General features: G+C 39.1%; 18 protein-coding genes and 1 riboswitch. Of the genes, 2 read left to right on the top strand and 16 right to left on the bottom strand.

Annotated elements, in window-relative coordinates; all coding sequences use genetic code 11:
* Positions 1-229: 229 nt before the first annotated feature.
* From rpoZ to A5816_RS12030, 6 genes are all read right to left on the bottom strand, one after another.
* A complete protein-coding gene (rpoZ, locus tag A5816_RS12055) occupies positions 230-535 on the bottom strand; it encodes a DNA-directed RNA polymerase subunit omega (RefSeq protein WP_002287365.1) in 306 nt (101 codons plus the stop codon).
* A 4-nt stretch (positions 536-539) separates the two neighbouring features.
* Positions 540-1154 carry a guanylate kinase gene (gmk, locus tag A5816_RS12050; protein WP_002287358.1) on the bottom strand — a complete coding sequence of 205 codons (615 nt, stop codon included), beginning with the start codon at positions 1152-1154 and terminating at the stop codon, positions 540-542.
* Between the two features lie 486 nt (positions 1155-1640).
* Complete coding sequence (locus A5816_RS12045) at positions 1641-1925, bottom strand: hypothetical protein (protein WP_002287356.1); 285 nt, start codon at positions 1923-1925, stop codon at positions 1641-1643.
* A gap of 17 nt (positions 1926-1942) precedes the next feature.
* The gene (locus A5816_RS12040; RefSeq protein ID WP_010733134.1) at positions 1943-2833 is read right to left on the bottom strand and encodes a YicC/YloC family endoribonuclease; all 891 of its coding nucleotides are present in this window, start codon (positions 2831-2833) and stop codon (positions 1943-1945) included.
* Positions 2834-2852: 19 nt separating this feature from the next.
* Positions 2853-3071 (bottom strand): YdbC family protein, encoded by a 219-nt coding sequence (locus tag A5816_RS12035; protein WP_002293064.1) that lies wholly within the window; start codon positions 3069-3071, stop codon positions 2853-2855.
* Positions 3041-4741: a patatin-like phospholipase family protein gene (locus A5816_RS12030; RefSeq protein ID WP_086311424.1), complete on the bottom strand. Its 1701-nt coding sequence runs from the start codon at positions 4739-4741 to the stop codon at positions 3041-3043. Before A5816_RS12030 ends, A5816_RS12035 begins: the two co-directional genes overlap by 31 nt.
* A 256-nt stretch (positions 4742-4997) precedes the next feature.
* Here A5816_RS12030 and A5816_RS12025 point away from each other — a divergent pair, with 256 nt between their 5' ends.
* A complete protein-coding gene (locus A5816_RS12025) occupies positions 4998-5771 on the top strand; it encodes a hypothetical protein (protein ID WP_086311423.1) in 774 nt (257 codons plus the stop codon).
* Positions 5772-5852: 81 nt separating this feature from the next.
* Here the strand turns inward: A5816_RS12025 and thiT are convergent, their stop codons facing one another.
* From thiT to mprF, 9 genes are all read right to left on the bottom strand, one after another.
* Positions 5853-6422, bottom strand: a complete 570-nt coding sequence (thiT, locus tag A5816_RS12020) for an energy-coupled thiamine transporter ThiT (protein ID WP_002315887.1) — start codon at positions 6420-6422, stop codon at positions 5853-5855.
* 65 nt (positions 6423-6487) lie between these two features.
* A riboswitch (TPP riboswitch) is annotated at positions 6488-6590 on the bottom strand.
* Positions 6591-6595: 5 nt separating this feature from the next.
* On the bottom strand, positions 6596-7567 hold the full coding sequence (locus A5816_RS12015; protein ID WP_002287347.1) for a ribose-phosphate diphosphokinase: 972 nt from the start codon (positions 7565-7567) through the stop codon (positions 6596-6598).
* A 93-nt stretch (positions 7568-7660) separates the two neighbouring features.
* The gene (gene glmU, locus A5816_RS12010; RefSeq protein WP_086311422.1) at positions 7661-9034 is read right to left on the bottom strand and encodes a bifunctional UDP-N-acetylglucosamine diphosphorylase/glucosamine-1-phosphate N-acetyltransferase GlmU; all 1374 of its coding nucleotides are present in this window, start codon (positions 9032-9034) and stop codon (positions 7661-7663) included.
* Between the two features lie 380 nt (positions 9035-9414).
* Positions 9415-10233: a pur operon repressor gene (gene purR / locus A5816_RS12005; protein ID WP_002287345.1), complete on the bottom strand. Its 819-nt coding sequence runs from the start codon at positions 10231-10233 to the stop codon at positions 9415-9417.
* 166 nt (positions 10234-10399) lie between these two features.
* A complete protein-coding gene (locus A5816_RS12000) occupies positions 10400-11224 on the bottom strand; it encodes a metal ABC transporter permease (RefSeq protein ID WP_002287344.1) in 825 nt (274 codons plus the stop codon).
* On the bottom strand, positions 11197-11877 hold the full coding sequence (locus tag A5816_RS11995) for a metal ABC transporter ATP-binding protein (protein ID WP_002315885.1): 681 nt from the start codon (positions 11875-11877) through the stop codon (positions 11197-11199). The genes A5816_RS12000 and A5816_RS11995 overlap by 28 nt, the downstream gene beginning before the upstream one ends.
* A gap of 21 nt (positions 11878-11898) precedes the next feature.
* The gene (locus A5816_RS11990) at positions 11899-12837 is read right to left on the bottom strand and encodes a metal ABC transporter substrate-binding protein (RefSeq protein ID WP_086311421.1); all 939 of its coding nucleotides are present in this window, start codon (positions 12835-12837) and stop codon (positions 11899-11901) included.
* Positions 12838-13083: 246 nt separating this feature from the next.
* Positions 13084-13935: a 4-(cytidine 5'-diphospho)-2-C-methyl-D-erythritol kinase gene (ispE, locus tag A5816_RS11985; protein WP_086311420.1), complete on the bottom strand. Its 852-nt coding sequence runs from the start codon at positions 13933-13935 to the stop codon at positions 13084-13086.
* 153 nt (positions 13936-14088) lie between these two features.
* Positions 14089-16662 (bottom strand): bifunctional lysylphosphatidylglycerol flippase/synthetase MprF, encoded by a 2574-nt coding sequence (gene mprF / locus A5816_RS11980; RefSeq protein WP_086311419.1) that lies wholly within the window; start codon positions 16660-16662, stop codon positions 14089-14091.
* Positions 16663-16802: 140 nt separating this feature from the next.
* Here mprF and proC point away from each other — a divergent pair, with 140 nt between their 5' ends.
* Complete coding sequence (proC, locus tag A5816_RS11975; RefSeq protein WP_002310439.1) at positions 16803-17609, top strand: pyrroline-5-carboxylate reductase; 807 nt, start codon at positions 16803-16805, stop codon at positions 17607-17609.
* A gap of 78 nt (positions 17610-17687) precedes the next feature.
* Here proC and rny read toward each other — a convergent pair whose 3' ends face one another.
* Positions 17688-19244 carry a ribonuclease Y gene (rny, locus tag A5816_RS11970; RefSeq protein WP_002287336.1) on the bottom strand — a complete coding sequence of 519 codons (1557 nt, stop codon included), beginning with the start codon at positions 19242-19244 and terminating at the stop codon, positions 17688-17690.
* Between the last annotated feature and the right edge of the window lie 349 nt (positions 19245-19593).

The following is a 19593-nucleotide window of genomic DNA, read 5'->3' as shown; positions in this document are numbered from 1 at the left end:
CTTTTCATATCAAGCGACAAAAAGTTCCTTGCCTATTTTACTAGAGATCGCTGGATTTGTCTTATTTTCTGCCAAATCCTAACAAAAAATTAACAGCGGATAAGAAAAAAAAGAACTGTGTCAAAAAGTTCAGACACAGCCTTTTCTACCAGACAATAAGGGGCGAATGTTTGAAAAGGAAACAGCTGGGTTTGCTTTTCTTTTTAGATGTTCGCTCTACTTTTCTTTATTACATTTTTTGCTCTTCGCGGATACGTGATTCCAATTCGTGTTGTTCACGCTCTTTTTGAGCTTGACGTTCCTCTTCTTCCATCTTCAAACGTTCACGTTTTAATTCAGGATGAGGATCATTGACTACATTCCCTGCATCGATTTCTTCTAAAGCTTGACCAACGCTTTTTACTGAATCAAAAGAATCTAGTGTAGGTTGTGCACTTGCATCCAGCTCATGTGCACGTTTGCTTGCTAAAATTACTAGAGAATATTTTGAATTTACACGATCTAATAGTGAGTCAATTGAAGGTTTTAACATCATAAGACTACATCTCCTTTAACATTTTAATATATTTACCGATTACGCGATCTACTCGAAAATGTTCACTGGCAATAATGTTTTTGATTCGTTCAACTGCTAGCGGCACTTCATCATTCACAACAGCATAGTCGTAAAGAGCCATCATTTCGATTTCTTCTTTTGCAACTTTCATTCGTTCTTCGATTACTTCGTCTGCATCTGTTCCTCGGCCTACGATCCGTGATTTTAATTCCGCTAAATCTGGCGGAGTCAAAAAAATGAATACACCATCGGGCACTTTTTCTTTGACTTGTTTTGCTCCTTGGACTTCAATCTCCAAGAAAACATCTTTTCCTTCATCCAATGTCTTGTTGACATATGACAAAGGCGTTCCATAATAATTCCCGACATATTCTGCGTATTCCAGCATCTCTCCAGCTTCGATCATTGATTCAAACTCTTCTTTGCTTCGGAAGAAATAATCAACGCCTTCGACCTCCCCTTCACGCATTTTACGGGTAGTCATTGAGATTGAATACTGAAAATCATTATCCTCACTCTCAAAAATTGCTTTTCGTACTGTGCCTTTTCCTACACCGGATGGACCAGACAACACGATTAATAATCCACGCTCTGACATGACGACGTCCTTTCAACTAGTCTTTTTGTACTTATCGTTTATTTTGCACTTTTTTTCTGCAACTTTCAAGGTTATCTTTAATTATAGCTAGAAATTGGTAAAAAAGCTACCCTGTACCAAGAGGTCGTGAAAAAGCTGCCCTGCATCAAGTAATAAGAACAGCCAAACATAAACAGCTTCTCATGTTTTTCGTTTGGTTGGGCTTATTACCGCAGATGCAAGCTTTTGAACGCCGTGTATGAGAGGTCGTGAAAAAGCTGCCCTGCATCAAGTAATAAGAATAACCAAACATAAACAGCTTCTCATGTTTTTGCATAAATTTGACTTCATAATGAGAAAACGGATTTTAAACATGATTTATTTAGAATAAAAAAAGGTTGTGACACGTATTTTGTCACAACCCCAAAATGGATTTCAAGAGCAAAGAAGCTAAGCGAAGAAATGCAATTCTGTTTATTTACTGTATTTCTTTGTTCAACATCCTTGCTAAAAGCCCATATTGGACAAAGTATTCACTACACCCATGATTTCATCTTTTCGAGAACGTGCTTTTTCTGTCGGATCTTCTACCTCTTCTGTGTCGATTCGAACAATAAATTTCCGATTCATCGTCACGTAAGCACCGTCGTTGATCAAAATAAACAGTTCGTTCTCATTATAGTCTGCACAGGCATCTTTCCATACGTCAAAGCCGTTTTTTTCAGAAGGGATATCCCGTTTAACAACAGTTTTCCCACTTAATTCGTGGAACGTTACGTCATAGTATTTCATTGTCTCTACCTCTTTCGTCATTCAATATTTTGGACCTGTTCTCTGATTTTTTCTAAGATCGTCTTGGATTGGACGACTTGATTTTTAATTTCGATTGCATTTGATTTGGAACCGATCGTGTTGATTTCCCGATTCATTTCCTGGATCAGAAAATCTAATTCCCGGCCTACAGGACATTGCGCCTCGATAAGTTCATCTAGTTTTTGGACATGGATTGCCAAACGGTCCAGTTCCTCGTGGATATCTCCACGTTCCAGCAAGATAGCCATCTCCGTCAGCAACCGTTGCTCATCCACTTTCGCTCCAAGAAATTCCTCCAGCTTTTTTTGATACCTTAATTGAAACTCCTGTTCATAGACATCTACAAAACTATTGAGTTTTTTTAGTACTTGTTTGAATTCTTCCGTGTTCTTTTTCAGCACCGAAGCTAAGGCTTGTCCTTCTTTTTCTCGACTGGCTTCAATAGAATCAAGTGCACTTTTCAATGTATCTAGAGCTAACTGTGCCAATTCTTCCATGCTCTCTTCCGGTTTTTCTTCTACCGTTACGAAGTTTTCATCCAGCGCGAAGCGTTCCGCCAGCCGACGAATTGACACTTGATTTTGACTCCCGTATCGTTGTTGAATCCCGTCTGTCAATTGGGTGATAAGCGAATCAATCAATTCCCAATTGATGACGATCTGCTTTTCGTTTTTGCCAATATAAGCTAGATTCACAAATACCTCGATCCGTCCGCGGCTTAACTGCTGTTTGATAAGCTGACGAAAATCGTTTTCAATAAAGTTCAGAATTTTAGGACTTCGTATTTGGACATCTAGAAAACGCTGATTGACACTTTTTATTTCGATATCTAGCTGATATGCTTTTGTTTCGCGGATGGCTTTGCCAAAACCAGTCATACTTTTCATTCGACAGGGTCCTTCCTCATTACATATTTTCTATTGCTTTTTGCAGTTGTTCAAACTCTTCGTTCGTCAGTGTCAGCCCTTTCCCCATCTTTTCATGGTCGGGTGCCCAATCTCGAAGATCGAATTTCGGCGGACGACCATTCCAGCTGACTAAGTTCAGCTCTTTACGCCATCCTTTGTTGTTTTCTGATAAAACAGCGATTTCTTCTACGATTTCATATGAAAATTCTTGTGCCATGGTTGTTCCTCCTTGAGATAATATAAATATAGGATCAGTAATGTGTCAACTGGCTGTTCAAGCAGTTCACGCTGCAAACGATCCTTACATTTTTCTTGCAGCAGTTTTTTAAAATAAACGGCTTTCGTGCGTTCATTTTGTATTTTCTGCTGATATTTTCGATACCTCCGCCATTCTTCTGTACTTAATTGACCAACTTGTGCCAATAAATCATCCGGCATACTTTTTCTATCTTGTTGGCAGATCATTTGAAACATCCAATCTACTTCATAGACTTTGTTTGGCAATAAAAAATGTTTTTTTGCTAAAAGTTCCAGCATCGCCAGTCCGCATGTTTCTGGTTCGACCCTGTTCTTATATATATTACGCAGTTTTTGCCAAAATTTTATGGTTTTGAAAAAAGATAGCTCTAACTGAAGTTCTTTTATTAAGTAAGATAAAAATCCACGCCAACATGTTCTTGCTTGTTTGACAGAATCAAATGTATACCAATTCCCGTAGTAACAGCCTAATCGTTTTTTCATTTCCAGATAGCCTAATTGTAAATTTAATTGATTTCTTTGGCTATCAAAAAGCAGAAAGCTGCCAAGCGTCCACAATGTTTGACATTTCCAATGGATAAACGTATCCGGCACACGGATTCTTTTCGCTGGCCCTGGTCCTTGCACATCCACGACAAATGCCTCTGTTGCGCCTTCGTTAATCGCGATGTCAATAGGGATTTTATTACGATATCCACCATCTGCGTATTTATTTTTTCCGATCTTTCGGTAAGCCATAGCAGGATAAAATGAAGCAGAGGCAAGTATCCAATCTGGTATTTCTTCTGTTTTTGTTTGTTGGATAGCAGTCACTACTTCCGCTAGTTCTGGCAATTTAGTAGACACCGTGTATAAACGTATTTTGGAATTGTATTTGAGCAAAGACAAATCTAAATTTTCCTTGACCAGCTTTTCCAATGGCGCAGACGAAACCCCACCTTCAACTAGTGCCGTTTTCGTCATTTGGCGTCTTTCTTGATAGAAACGTTCCCGCAAGTCTTCAACGGCAGCCATTTCTGGCAACGCAAGCACTTGTCTTGTTGATAGCTTTTTCCATAAACCCACAGCTTTTTCCATGTCTCCTTGTAAAATCAATGCGCCGTTCAGCGCACCTACCGAGGTCCCAGTGATGATTTCAAAGCGGATGTTATGTTCCTTCAGCGCCTGCCATACACCAATCTGATAGGCACCGTGTGCTCCCCCTCCTCCTAATACAAGTGCTGTGTGATAGACCAGCTTTTTATTTAGTTGCATGGTTCCTTGATAGCCGTTTTTATGAAAAATACGCAACCATTCTTCTGATAGAGGAGATTGAAATAAAAAACAACAGTTTTCTTTAATAAAAAAACGAGCGCAAGCTTCCATATGCTGAAAAAGTTTTTGCCATTCAAAAGTTTCGCCTTCGATCAGCAAGTTATTAAAAATAACATCTTCTCTACCTTTATCAATAGTAAAATAGATGGTATATTTTTTTGATACTGCTTCAAAGGCACATTGTTTTTTTGCAGAACGCCAAAATGCTTCTCTACTTTCTTGATGGCTTTGAAAAAACGGAAGAGGTTGTTTTGCTTGGTTGATACGCGAATACAGCGACATTTTCTGTGAAAAGTAAACTTTTTTTATCTCCATCGCTCTCTCCTTTTTCTTCAAGTATACCAGTACGTCGAAAAAAGGTCATGAGTATCGTATTCGACTTTGGATATTCCATAAGAAAACAATTCATAAAACCACCTTTAAATAAAAAATACAAAAATTAATTGAAAATGAGAGTATTTTCAATGAAAACGTGATTTTGTAATGGAATTTTAAAATAAAAGAAACAAGCTTTTTTTATGCAAATGTTGTAAAATAAAAGAGATTAAGAGGAAATAAGAGGAGGAACATGATGACTGAGTCAGTTTATGTACATATTGATACCACAAGTAATGCTGTTTTAACAAAAGGACTGACTGCTACTGATTTTGCAAACAGTATCGTGCATTTTCCTCAAAACTTGCTCTTGCTTGATCCATCTGCTTCTGCTGGAGAATACGAATCTCATACAGGGCTGAAAGTAATCCGTGGTACAGAAAATATCCAGCGTTTCTTTTCCTCTTCTCGAAACAGGCGTGGATTCGATGAATTGAAGTGGATCGACTTTACTGATTTAACGATGCTGAAAGAATTGACACCTTTAGAAATTTCAGAATTGTTATATTTTGGCCATATGAAAACACATCTCCACTCACCATTTTTTTATAAGCTGCAAAATAATTTCGTGTACTTCGATCTGAACGATCAATTGAACCGAATTTATTATCGCTATTTAGAAGAATTTTACAGGATTTTTGCTAGTAAATTAAGTTCTATCCTGTCAGATAAGATCAATGTAAAAAAATCCTTTTTTAAAAAGGAAACTCCTGTTGAAAAAATCAGTGTGGAATTATTGAAAGAAATGCGTAATTTAATGCAGGAAGGGATCATTTTTTCTTTTGATCAAGTTGGTTTGATCGATGACGAATACCGTATTCCTATTTATGTGATTGAGGACTATATTTGGAAATTGAAAGGTACTCGGTATCGGGAAGAAGAAGTCGTCGCTACTTTAATCTACTCTGTCAACGATCGGCGCTGGCAATTGGTAGAAGATGCCGGTCTTTCTTATCTGCCATTGAAGTGAGTCTATTTCTTACCGAAAAACAAAAAGGAAACAAGAAACTAGGACATGATTCTGTCTCAAGTTTTTTGTTTCCTTTTTTATTTAAAGATTCTGTCGTTTATCTGGCACAAAAAGCGATGGAATCGTTTGTTGGATCCCTAATAAAACGATCATCGTCACAATCGCTGTGCTCAACCCGCTAGCACCATTCATTACGAAAGAAAAGAGCCAAGGATTCATCCCCCATAGTGCATAGGCTCCCCAGAAAACAACTCCCGCAATAAAATGCCAAAAATATCTGGAAAGTGCGCCAATCAATGCACCAAACACTATGTTTTTTCTGATTTGTTTCGTATTTCCATCTGCATAGCTTTTTTGGACATTTGAAGCCATGAGCCCTGCTGCACCTGCAAAAGTATAAGCAATCGGATACTCAATCAACACTTGAACGACACTTAAATAATAAACTTGTCCCAACGGAAAGTGTAAGATCCCCCAAATGAAACCTGCCAGCATCCCTGCCTTTGCCCCTCTTCTTAACGCAAAAAGAGTCAACGGAATCTGCCCCAATGAAATAGAAAAACTGCTGCCGATCTGGATTGGTATCAATGACAGCACCATCGCTAACGCTGCAACAATCGTTCCTTCTACCCAAACTCTATTTTTTCCCATAAAAAAACTTCCTCCTTTGAATAAAAAAGTCACAAAGGAGGAAGCAGCTTTCGAAAAATTTCAAACAGCTGTTTTTTCACAATTCCTACGCTCGCATAACCGAAACAGGTACGAAGGGTTTAGAAATAGATTCAATCTCAGCCCAATTGGACTCCCCTTTGTGAGTTTATTTATTATTTATTTTTTGTTTCAAATAATGGACTAACCGGTTTGTTTTCATGGATACGTTTGATTGCATCTCCCATTAGTCCGCCAACACTTACTTCATCGATTTTATCGATTTTACGATCTTCTGGAAGATAGATCGAGTCTGTGACAACTAGTCGCTCGATAGCTGAATCTTCTATTCTTTGTAAAGCAGGACCAGATAATACTGGATGGGTACATGAAGCATACACACTTGTTGCACCAGCTTCTTTCAAAGCATTGGCAGCCAATGTGATCGTACCTGCTGTATCGATCATATCGTCGATCAGTACACATGTTTTGCCTTTGACTTGTCCAATGATGTTCATTACTTCTGCAACATTTGCTTTTGGACGGCGTTTGTCGATGATCGCAATCGGAGATTTCAAAAATTCCGCTAATTTACGTGCTCGTGTAACGCCACCGTGGTCTGGTGAAACAACGACAACATCATCGCCTTTGATTCCTTTTTCCAAGAAATAATTAGCAATAAGTGGCGCACCCATCAAATGATCGACTGGAATATCAAAGAAACCTTGGATTTGGACTGCATGAAGGTCCAAAGTCAGCATTCTTGTTGCACCGGCTTTTTGGATCATGTTTGCTACTAATTTCGCTGTGATTGGTTCCCGTGCACGTGCTTTACGATCTTGACGCGCATAACCATAATAAGGCATGACTACGTTGATTGTTTTTGCACTTGCTCGTTTCAGTGCATCAATCATGATCAGCAACTCCATCAAGTTATCATTGACTGGGCTGCTCGTTGATTGGATAACATAGACATGCGATCCACGAATACTTTCTTCAATGTTTACTTGAATTTCTCCATCACTAAATTGAGTAACAGATGATTTTCCTAACTCGACACCGACTGCTGCTGCAATTTTCTCTGCTAATGGGCGATTGGAATTTAACGCAAAAATTTTTAATCTTGGGTCAAAGTAATGTTTTGACATGGGGACCTCCACTTTCTTTTTCACAACTCTAGAATTCTACCTAATAAATAGTAGTCATATTTTTTAAATAAATCAAGTGATTTTGCAAAAGTCTTAGTTTAGATAAGGGAGTTTTTTTGCATATCCTTCTTTATTGACTTGTCTTGCTCTCGCAATTGCCAGCGCATATTCTGGAATATTGTCTGTAATTGTTGACCCGGCAGCAATCGAACTGTTTTTAGCTACCTCGACAGGTCCGATGATATTCGTGCTAGAACCAATAAAGCTGTGGTCGCCGACAGTCGTATGATGCTTGTTCTTTCCATCATAGTTGACGAAGACAACACCACATCCGACATTGATCTCTTCTCCCAACGTAGCATCACCAACATAAGTCAAGTGACCGACTTTCGTTCCATTGCCGATTTGAGCATTTTTCACTTCCACAAAGTTTCCGATATGGACGTTTTCGCCAATTTCAGCTTTTGGTCGTAAATGTGCATAAGGTCCCACATCTGCATGCTTCTTGACATGGCTGCTTTCAATGACTGAGTTTTCAATGACGACGTGATCCTCAATCCTACTGTCTACGATTTTTGAATGTGCCCCGATGACACAATCAGAACCGATGACTGTATTGCCTTGGATTTGTACACCTGCTTCGATCAATGTGTCTGGACCAATCTCTACGCCTGCATCGATGTATGTCGTTGCTGAATCGACAAAGCTTACGCCATTGACCATATGCATCTGGTTGATCCGCTTTCTCATGATCTCATTTGCTTTAGCTAACGCGATCCGATCATTGACTCCCATTGATTCTTCGAAATCATCTGTTTGATAAGCAGCAACTGTATTGCCTTCTTCTTTTAAGATTTCGATGATATCTGTCAGATAGTATTCACCTTGAGCATTGTTTGTTCCGACTTTGCTTAACGCATCGAACAAAGCTTCGTTGTCAAAACAGTATGTTCCTGTATTGATTTCTTGTACAAGTGCTTCTTCTGGTGTTGCGTCTTTTTGTTCCACGATTTTTTCTACGATCCCAATATGGTCACGAATGATCCGACCATATCCTGTTGGGTTTTCTGCTTGTGCCGTCAAGATCGTCGCACTTGCATTTTTTCCTTGGTGATATTCAAAAAGATTGTTCAGCGTTTCAGTAGTCAATAATGGTGTATCGCCACTGATAACTAATGTCGTTCCTTTTTTTCCTTCCAAGAAAGAAGCGGCTTGCAAAACAGCATGTCCTGTTCCCAATTGCTCCGCCTGTAACGCATATTTACTGCGCTCTCCTAGTTGTGCTTTGACTTGTTCTGCTCCGTGTCCAACGATGGTAATCACTTCATCTGGTTTCGTTTCACTGACCCGATTGATGATATGTTCTACCATAGGTTTACCAGAGACGGGATGTAAAACTTTATATAATTTTGACTTCATGCGGGTACCTTTCCCTGCCGCCAAAATAATTGCATAACGTGCGTCCAACTGCGTCACTCCTAAATATAGTTTGCTGATTTCAGTTTATCCCAGTATACCCATTTTTTCAACAAAACAAGTGATTTTCTTTCACCACGGTGTTCTTTGGATAAAAAAATAGATAGACCATAAAGGACCTATCTATTGGGTAACCGGTGCTCTCCTGCCAACTCCTCGGTCACAAGTCACACTACTCATAAAACAAGAAAAGCTGTTTTTTGAAATTGCTCCTTGTGACTCAGAGTTAAACGGCAGGCTCACAACCTCTAGATAAACGGTGTTCAAAAGCCAGTTTCTCGGTATTAAGCCAAATTTATGAAAAAATGTGGAAAGCCATTTTCACAAAATTTTTCTTACTACTCGAAACTAAGCTGCTTTTTCACAACCTCTTATTCTGAAAAATAATTTCCCGGCACAACCGTGATGTTTTTCGTTTGAGTATCTACATCTTTGACATAAAGCAGTGACGTATAATCATCGATAGCGCGATGTCCGTTGAATTTCGATTCGGCAAATACAGTGATGCCAACAAGTTCTGATTCGAATTCTTCGATCAAGCTCTTCATTCCGTTGACTGTTCCGCCGCCTTTCATAAAATCATCCACTACAAGGACACGTGAACCACGTTTCAAGCTTCTCTTAGACAATTCCATTTTTTCAATTCTTTCAGAAGAACCGGACACATAGTTGACACTTACTGTTGATCCTTCTGTTATTTTTGAGTCTCGGCGTACAATAACGAATGGTGCATTCAGATAATAGGACACAGCTTGGGCAATAGGTACGCCTTTTGTGGCTACAGTCATTACAGCATCGATTTTTTCACCAAGGTATTTAGAAGCAATGATTCTTCCAACTTGACGCAGCAGTTCAGGTTCTCCTAACAAATCAGAGAGATAAACATATCCTCCTGGAAGCAGACGATCTTGTTCTGATAGACGTTCTGCTAGAGATTCAATATATTTTTTCGCCTCTTCATATGAAATTTCAGGGATGAACAATACACCACCTGCAGCACCTGGGATTGTTTCCAAGGTTCCATACCCTCGTTCTTTAAATGTTTTTTTGATGATTCCCAAATCTTCACTGATAGAAGATTTAGCAGATTCATAACGTTCGGCAAAGCTTGTTAAGGAAATCAATTCATGCGGGTGATTCAATAAATACTGTGTCATGTCAACCAGACGTTCACTGCGACGTACTTTCACCTATTCCAACTCCTTTTAAGAAATTTTATCGTTTTACATTATATAAGTTTTTCTTCAAAAATTCGAGCATTTTATGAAAAAATAAGAAAATAGTTCGGTATTTATTAAAATAAAAAGAAGCCTATAAAAAATTTTTCGTTTTTATCAGGCTTCTTTTCTTTATCATTCAGTTATTTTTTCTTCTGAAGGCAACCAATATTCGTTTGATGATATTTACAATCAGGAACAAAGCAATAAAGACTAATGTGATTGTTGCTCCTGGAGGGGTATCTAGATAAAACGAGCTAGTCAATCCTGACAGCATCCCTAGAAATCCGACACAAACACTGATAGCAATCACAACATTGAAACTTTTGCCTAACCGCATACCGATTGCTGCAGGAAGAACCATGATTGCGGATATCAAAAGTGCACCGGCAATCGGAATCATCACAGCAATAGCTACACCAGTAATCACATTGAACATCATTGACATCAAATGAACGGGTAATCCATCTACATGAGCGGTATCCTCATCAAAAGTCAGTACATACATCGGACGTTTGAATAAAAAGAACAATATACCGATCGCAACGAATAAGATTCCTAAAAAGATGACTTGCTCCCAAGTAATGGTCACGATCGAACCAAACAGATAAGATTGGATACTTGTTGCAGAATTCCCGCCACTCAGATTCATTAATACTAAAGCTAGCGCTAAACCGCCAGCCATTAAAATGGCAATGGAGATTTCCGAATAAGTTCGGTAGATTGTTCGCAGATATTCCAATATCACAGCTGCTAGCACAACAACTAGCATGGTCGTAAGTGTAGGATTAAGGTTCAAAAAGAATCCTAACGCTACCCCTGCTAAAGAGACATGGGAAAGTGTATCAGCCATCAGCGATTGTCTTCTGATCACTAAAAACACACCTAGCATCGGGGCGATCCCCGCAATGAAGATAGCCGCAAGAAAAGCTCTTCTCATGAATTCATATGAAAGCAACGCCATTGAGAATCCTCCTTTCTCACCAGTCGGATCTGTCTGTCCGCATACTGTTTGATATCTTCATGATCATGAGTGATCATTAGTACTGATTTCCCATGGACATGGGCACTATGTCGGAGAAGACGATAAAACTCATTTCTAGACTCTTCATCCATTCCTGTTGTTGGCTCATCAAGGACAAATAAGTCAGGATCAGTAGCAAAAATACGTGCTAAGCTGATCCGCTGCTTTTGTCCGCCAGACAATTCACCTATCCGCCGGTTTCGCATATCCCACATCCCAACAGCTTCTAGAGCCCGCTGTACATGTTGATGATCTTTTTCAGAGAGACGCTTGAACCAGCGGCCTCTTGGGTATCTTCCTGATCGGACTAATTCGATTACCGTACTTGGAAAACCTGCATTGAAAGATGCAACTTGTTGGGGGATATAGCCGATACTTAATTTTTTTCCCTCTTGATTTTTCTCAGCAATCTTTATCGTTCCTTTTGAAGGTTTCAGTAATCCTAACGATGCTTTCACCAAGGTTGACTTGGCTGCTCCATTTTCTCCAGTCAAAATGACAAATTCACCCGCGTCTACATGATAGGAGACATCTTCTAGTACTGGTTCATCATCATAATAAAAGGTCAAATCAGATATTTCGATGTAACGCACCTTATAACCTCCATTCTAGACTTAATTGATACTTTCTTTTAAAGCTTCCAGATTTTTTTCCATGACAGAAATATAATTTTCGCCTGCTTTGATTTGTTCATTGGTCAAGCTTTCTAAAGGATTCAACACCTCTAACTTCACACCCGTTTCATTCGACAATGTCTCTGCCACCTTCGAAGAGGCGTTTTCTTCAAAGTAAATCACTTTGATGTTGTTTTTCTTCACAAATTCTTTTAGTTCAGCTAAGCGGCTTGGTGTTGGTTCCTGATCTGGCGAAACACCTGAAATCGCCACTTGTTCTAAGTTGTATTGATTCGCTAAATAAGCAAAAGCAGCATGCTGAGTGACGAATGTGCGGTTTGTCGCATTTTTGAGTTCTTCGGAGTATTTTTGATCCAGTGCTTCAAGCTTTTTGATATAAGCATCAGCATTCTTCGTAAATATTTCCTTTTTATCTGGATATTTTTCGCCTAATTCTCCAGCAATTGTTCTGACTTCTTTTATAGCTAATACCGGATCGAGCCAAACATGGGGATCATATTCATGCGCATGATCATGTCCTTCTTCTGATTCTTCGTGTTCATCTGCTTCTTGAGATTCTAAGCGGTCAATTCCTTTAGCTGCTTCGATCATCAAGGTCTGTTTGCTGTCCACTGAATCCTTCAACGAATCCACGAAAAATTCCATGTCTGAACTATTATACACGAAAACATCTGCATCGGAAATTTCTGCTCTTTCTTTTGCGCTTGGTTCAAAATCATGAGGCTCCGTTCCGGCAGGGATCAAAAGTTTCACGTTTCCTTCGTCCCCTACGATCTCTTTTGTAAAATCATACATCGGATAAAATGTCGCAACGATCGTCAAGTCTTCTTTTTTATCTGCTTCCTTATTCGTATTTCCACATGCTGCAAACAATAAAGCACCTATCATTACCGTAGCTGTCAAAAGATATTTTTTCATCTATATGCTCCTTTCAAATAAGCAAATCGTAATTTTACGATTTATCAACGTGAACTAATGTATCAAAATAAAAAAACGCCGTCAATAGAAATCCATCAATTTCTGATTTAAACGTGGATATTCTGATTAAATCGTAAAATGGATGAGTTAACACTCATATTTAAGCTGTTCATTACAATAAAAAAACTGAAGAATCCCATTTTAGGACTCCTCAGTCTTTTCTTACCTGTTTTACTTCTTCTATTTTTATTGCAAGGTTCGTACTAAATAAACTTCTTCACAAAAACCCTTTAACCCATTATATACTCTCTGCGCTCTTGAATAATGTTGGCACAAGGCAAAAACGGTTGGTCCGCTCCCACTCATCAATGCAGCATCTGCTCCGTACTTGACCATACGCTCTTTGATTTGATGGATGACTGGATGCCGGTTTCCCGTTACATCTTCTAAACTGTTTCCCATTTTTTTGATCATCTGCTGATAATCTTGCTCTCGGATGGCTTCAGCAAGTCCGTGGATATCTTGATGTTGGATAGCTTGCGTATCTACTTCCCTAAACACTGTACGTGTGGAAACACTCATTCTTGGTTTGACCAACACAACCCAGCACTGTGGCATAGAAGGTAATACTTGGATTTCTTCCCCTTTACCTCCGACAAAAGCCGTACTTCCATATACACAGTAAGGAACGTCTGTACCAACTTCCAAACCGATCTCTGCTAGCTCTTCTAATGAACAGCCTAGATTCCATAATTGGTTGATCCCTCTTAAAGCAGCTGCACAGTCTGTACTTCCTCCGCCTAATCCAGCGGCTACTGGAATATTCTTCTTAACAAAGATCTTGACACCGGTTTTGATATTGTATTTGTTTTTTAATAATAAAGCAGCTTGATAAACATTGTTACGCTCATCTACCGGTAAAAATGCTTTATTTGTTTCTACAATGATTTTGTCTTCTGCTATTTCTTCAAAAAATAGATGATCTGCCAAGTCTACGCTCGACATCACCATTTCCAACTCATGATACCCATCTTGCCGTCTATATAATACATCCAGTCCTAAATTTATCTTGGCTGGCGCTTTTTCAATCAATTCCATCCTCTCACCCATTCGAAAAGTCTAAGTCGCAAGTATTCTATCATAGGGAAAAATAAAAGTATAGCTTATGTCCGCCTAGCTGTTGATTTTGTCATCGTTTCAACAGCTTTCATAGAATTTTCTCTTCATAATCCAAATAAACTCTAGTGATTCTTATAATTCTGTGAGCACTTCTTCTGCCAAACTCGGCACATTTCCTTTTTCTTTCCCTATCAGACTGAGCAGCTGCATGGTAGCAAATCCGAAATTACTTCCTTTCCGATATGCAAAGTAGCGACCTTCCCAATGATCGACATATTTTAATTTCTTTTCATAAGCAGACTGGAAGGAATAGAAAAAATTACCATAATTATATACGATATGCATGACTTTTTCTTGAAAGAAAGAAAAATCTGTTTCTCCAACATTTGCTAAAGGTGCTAATCCCAGATTTGCTTCCAGATAGCCCATTTTCTCGTATACAATGAACAAATTAGCTAATAGATAATCCGCTAATTCCTCAGGCTCTTCAGGCAAGATTCGAAGTAAATCATAACCCGCTTGTTCTTTCGTCATCGGTTGAGCGGTGATGAAGCCCACGACTTTTTGATCTTTACGGACAATACCGACGCCACTGGATAATACATAGGATTCATCGAATCGTCCCACAGAAAAGTATTTTTCTCGTGCCCCGTGAAGCCATTTTTGTGAAATTTCATTTACAGCTTGATGTAATTCTTCTGGTAGTTGGTCATACCAAGTGAAATGGTATCCTTCTTTCATCAAACGTTGATATTCAAGTTGCTGACTCAGCCGAGACAAGTCATCTGTCGCTAGATCAACAATTCCTGCTTCACCTACTTTCGTGAAATGAAAGCCCAATTCGTGAAGCATCACTACGTAGCTTTCTGATATCTTATAAAACGCAAGCTGATAACCTAAACAATCTGCTCGTTTCATGAACTGATTCGTTGCTGCCCGCATCATTTTGGGATTACCAATTGGATCTCCTAAAACAAAGCATTTGTTCCCTTTGATTTGATAGCCAAAAACGACTTGGTCTTGGTCATCTTTTTGGTAATAAAAATAACTGTATCCTGGCAAGCGAAGCTGATGGCTTGTAGCTGTGCCTCCGTATGTTTCCAATAAACGGTCAAAACGTTCTTTTTCGTACTCACTGCCAAGCGTCGTAGTATCTTCTGCTAAGTATTGATAAAGCGCCACTAAAGCTAGCAACGAGATGCCCAAACCAATGAGCCCTGAGAACCACACATCATCTGAAGGAAACAAAATAAAATGGTTACCTGTTATCCGGCCAACTAAAAAGCGTCCACTATGATAACCCGCAATTGCATAAACAATAAACAAGAAACCGAACAAGCTAGCATCAAAGAGTATAGCTCCCCAAGAATAAACGAATTTTGTTCGATAAAATTCTTTTCTAGATAACCACACAGCCAATAGAATCAAGACATACACCAATAACAATTGCCAAGATAATGTACGTGTGATCGTATTTAAAATACCAAAAGCTAGTAAAGCGATCGTAGGCAGAAATGCCTTTTTGACTTTTACTGAAAGCGCTCGAGCAAGACCGAGCAATAAAAAGCCCACTAATAGGTTCAATGTCTGGTCTAAAAAGTTGAAAGAGAACGGCAATAATACCTGAAACAGCCGACTGATTGCAGACAGATTAGTGATCGTTGACAGGAGTACCATCATAATCCCTGCAAAATATACAGCACTTACGAGCACGATATGCGCAACCTTTTGGAAAAATAATCGCGGTATATTATCTAAAAATCGATTGATTTTGACTCCTGTATGTGTGATGAACAATAGAAGTCCTGTCAAAAAAGGCAGGACATAATAAAACAACCGATAATATAACAACCAAACTACTGCTACGTCTTGCCGAACAGACAATTGACTCATTCCTAAGATCATCAAAACATCAAAAGTCCCCATTCCACCTGGGACCATTGTCAACATTCCTATCAGCGTCGCAATCATGAACATAGGATAGATCGAAAACATGGAAATATCTATTCTCATCAACTTGCCGATAGTCAGAAATACCGCAAGTGCCCCCGTCCATTGTCCAAAAGATGCCAGTAGCAGACCAAGCAAGCCTTTTGGATAAAACTCAGAGAACAAAGTCTTTCTCTTTAGATAAGCAAAAAAGAAAATGACTGGTGCTAAAAAACTACCGCCGAAAAGCCAGATCCAATAGCTCCGAAAAATACTTTCTGACTGAATAAAAAAGACATCAATAAATGTAAGAAACGACCATACAGACAAACCAGTCAGCATAAATAGTGCGACTTTTGAAACAGTCACTAACACCATTTTCCTATTTGTCTGCTTTCCATAAAAACTAGCCCGCAGACTTGCTCCTACCACACCACCAAAACCGGCGAGATTGTTGATCGTGTTTGTTACCCACGCAGCAAGAAGAAACTCTTTTCTTTCCATTTTTGGTTTTCCTTGTTTTTCTAAGACTCTGATCGTCACCCAATCATACAACAACATCGGAGTGACACCCAGCAGTCCAGCCAGAATCATGAGCAGGATCGTCATGTGGCTTTGTTGTCCCATCCTTTGCCAAATATCTTGCCAACTCATGCCATTAGCAATATTTGCGACTTGATTTGCCACAAAGACTAACACGGAGCCGAAAAAAATCAATTTTAAAATCAGACTATGTTCCTTTATCCATTGCAGCATCAAGTATCGTTTATTTTTCACATTTTCCCATTCCTAACTTGTATACTTTTGTGTTATACCCCAATGTTATCTTATTTATTTTAATTTTTCCACTTTAGACCTGTTCTTTGCTTGCGATCATAGAAAAAGAAAGATATCCTAATGCTAAAGGAGAGGATAACATGAAAGTAGGATTTATCGGTACAGGGAATATGGCACAAGCTATTATTGATGGTTTATTGAAAACAGGAACAGTCTCGAAAGAAGAAGTGTTCGTTTCCAGTGGTCATTTTGAAAATGCACAAACATTCGCTGCTGAAACTGGCGTCCATGCGTGCAAAAGCAACCAAGAAGTTGCATCAAAATCAGATATCGTTCTTTTAGCCGTGAAACCAAAAATCATTGAAAAAGTATTGAAAGAACTAAAAGAATACAGCCAGAAGGTCTTATTCATTTCTATTGCTTCAGGAAAATCATTAACAGATTTAGAAACAGCGCTTGAAGATCCTCAGGCCTCCATCGTACGAGTGATGCCGAATGTCAATGTCAGCGTAGGAGCAGGCGTTTCTGCGATTTGCAAAAATGAAGCTGCCACGGAGGAACAGCTTCAACAAGCCACGATAATTTTTGAAGCAATCGGTAGCGTCTATCCTTTAGCAGAAGCAGATTTCAGTACATTCATCGGCCTTGCTGGCAGCTCGCCCGCATTCATTTATATGCTGATCGATGCGATGGGACGGACTGGTGTATTAAATGGTTTGTCCAAACAGACAGCAACTGAAATTGCTGCAAAAGCAATCATGGGTTCTTGTCAAAAATTCCTTTCAAGTGATAAAAATCCATGGGAACTTGTAGACCAAGTTTCTTCTCCTGGTGGTACGACCGTTGCCGGTGTAGTTGCGCTAGAAGAAGCAGGATTCATCCCAGCAATCATCAAAGGAATCAATACGACGATCGAGAAAGATCTTGAGATGTTGAATAAAAAATAATGATAGCAATGTTTTTTCGTGCCTTACAAAAAAAGAAGAGCTGCGGCTTTTGCCGCGACTCTTCTTTTGTGTTTACTCTTATTTAGCATAATCAGTTGCGCGAGTTTCCCGAATAACGATTACTTTGATATGTCCAGGATAATCCAGCTCTTCTTCGATTCGTTTACGGATATCGCGTACTAAACGAACAGCGTCCAGATCCGAAATTTCTTCTGGTTTGACCATTACCCGAACTTCGCGTCCAGCTTGAACGGCGTAACTTGATTCTACACCGGCGAAGCTGTTCGAAATATTTTCCAGACTTCTTAAACGACGGATGTAGTTTTCCAATGATTCACTTCGCGCACCAGGTCTTGCTGCTGAAAGCGCGTCTGCTGCAGCTACAAGGACAGAGATAACAGAAGTCGCTTCCACATCGCCATGGTGAGAAGCGATTGCGTTGATTACTACTGGGTTTTCTTTGTACTTGGCAGCTAATTCCGCACCGATCTCAACGTGAGATCCTTCAATCTCATGGTCAAGTGCTTTTCCAATATCATGGAGCAACCCGGCACGTTTTGCTAATTGGATATCTTCGCCAAGTTCTGCTGCTAAGATACCAGCTAATTTTGCAACTTCGACCGAATGCTTCAAGACGTTTTGTCCGTAACTAGTTCTGAATCTCAGACGTCCGATGATCTTGATTAGATCTGGATGAAGTGTATGGGCACCGACTTCAAATGCTGCTTCTTCCCCGTATTCGCGAATACGTTCATCCATTTCTTTACGAGATTTCTCGACCATTTCTTCGATTCGTGCTGGATGGATTCGTCCATCTTGTATCAGTTTTTCCAAGGTCATTCGTGCGATTTCTCTTCGGATTGGATCAAATCCGGAAAGAACAACTGCTTCAGGTGTGTCATCGATGATCAAATCGATACCAGTCAGCGTCTCAAGCGTTCGAATATTACGACCTTCTCGTCCAATGATACGACCTTTCATTTCATCATTCGGAAGGGTAACGACTGAAACAGTCGTTTCTGAAACTTGATCTGCTGCGCAGCGTTGAATCGCTAATGATAATAAGTTTTTCGCTTTGCGATCTGCTTCTTCTTTGGCACGCTGTTCAGATTCTTTTACCATTAGAGTTAACTCATGATTCAGCTCTTCTTCAGTCGATTTCATGATGACATCTCGTGCGTCCTCTTTTGATAAACCAGCAATTTTTTCTAGTTCTTTTTGTTGATCTTCAATCATTTTTTCAACGTCTTTTTCTCGCTCTTCAATTAATTGCTGTTTTGAACTAAGTGCTTCTTCTTTACTTTCAAGTGAGTTCTCGCGTTTTTCTAACGAGTCATCTTTACGATTCAGCGTTTGTTCGCGTTGAATCAAACGATTCTCTTGAGATTTTAATTCTAACTTACTTTCTCTCAGCTCACTTTCAACTTCAGAACGGTATTTCTGATTTTCTTCCTTAGCTTCTAACAATGCTTCTTTTTTTAGAGTTTCTGCTTCTTTTTTTGCACTATCGATGATCCCAGCAGCTGATGATTGTGCACCAGCTATTTCTTTCTCGTGACGTGACTTTGCGACCATAAACCCTAAACCAAGACCGACAATTAAACCGATGATAGCGAGGAGAATGTTGAATACCATAAAATCCACCTCCATACTATCTTTTTCATTTTTATCATCTATACAGCTTCTATGATAAATTATTCTAAACTTGTCAATATGCATCTTCGCATATATGTGTACAAAAAACATGCACAACTTTATTCTAATGTTTGTACCCCGTAGTGTCAACTTTAAATAAACAAAGAAACGGCTTTCTACTTATTCATTAAACGGTGGTTTTTAGAATAAATGACACTAGTTTCATATAGGTAAACCTTTAAGTTGAGAAACTTTTTCACTAAATTACTTTTTGTAGTCGAATAGATATTTTTTATTTTGTGTAGCTACTCGTATGATTAAATAACTCAAGATTTCTTTGTTCTTTATT

Origin of the sequence: Enterococcus sp. 3G1_DIV0629 (assembly GCF_002141285.1) — a bacterium.
GTDB classification, from domain to species: domain Bacteria; phylum Bacillota; class Bacilli; order Lactobacillales; family Enterococcaceae; genus Enterococcus_B; species Enterococcus_B lactis.
Note: the sequence above shows the minus strand (reverse complement) of the source record. Positions and strands in the feature narration are given on the sequence as shown.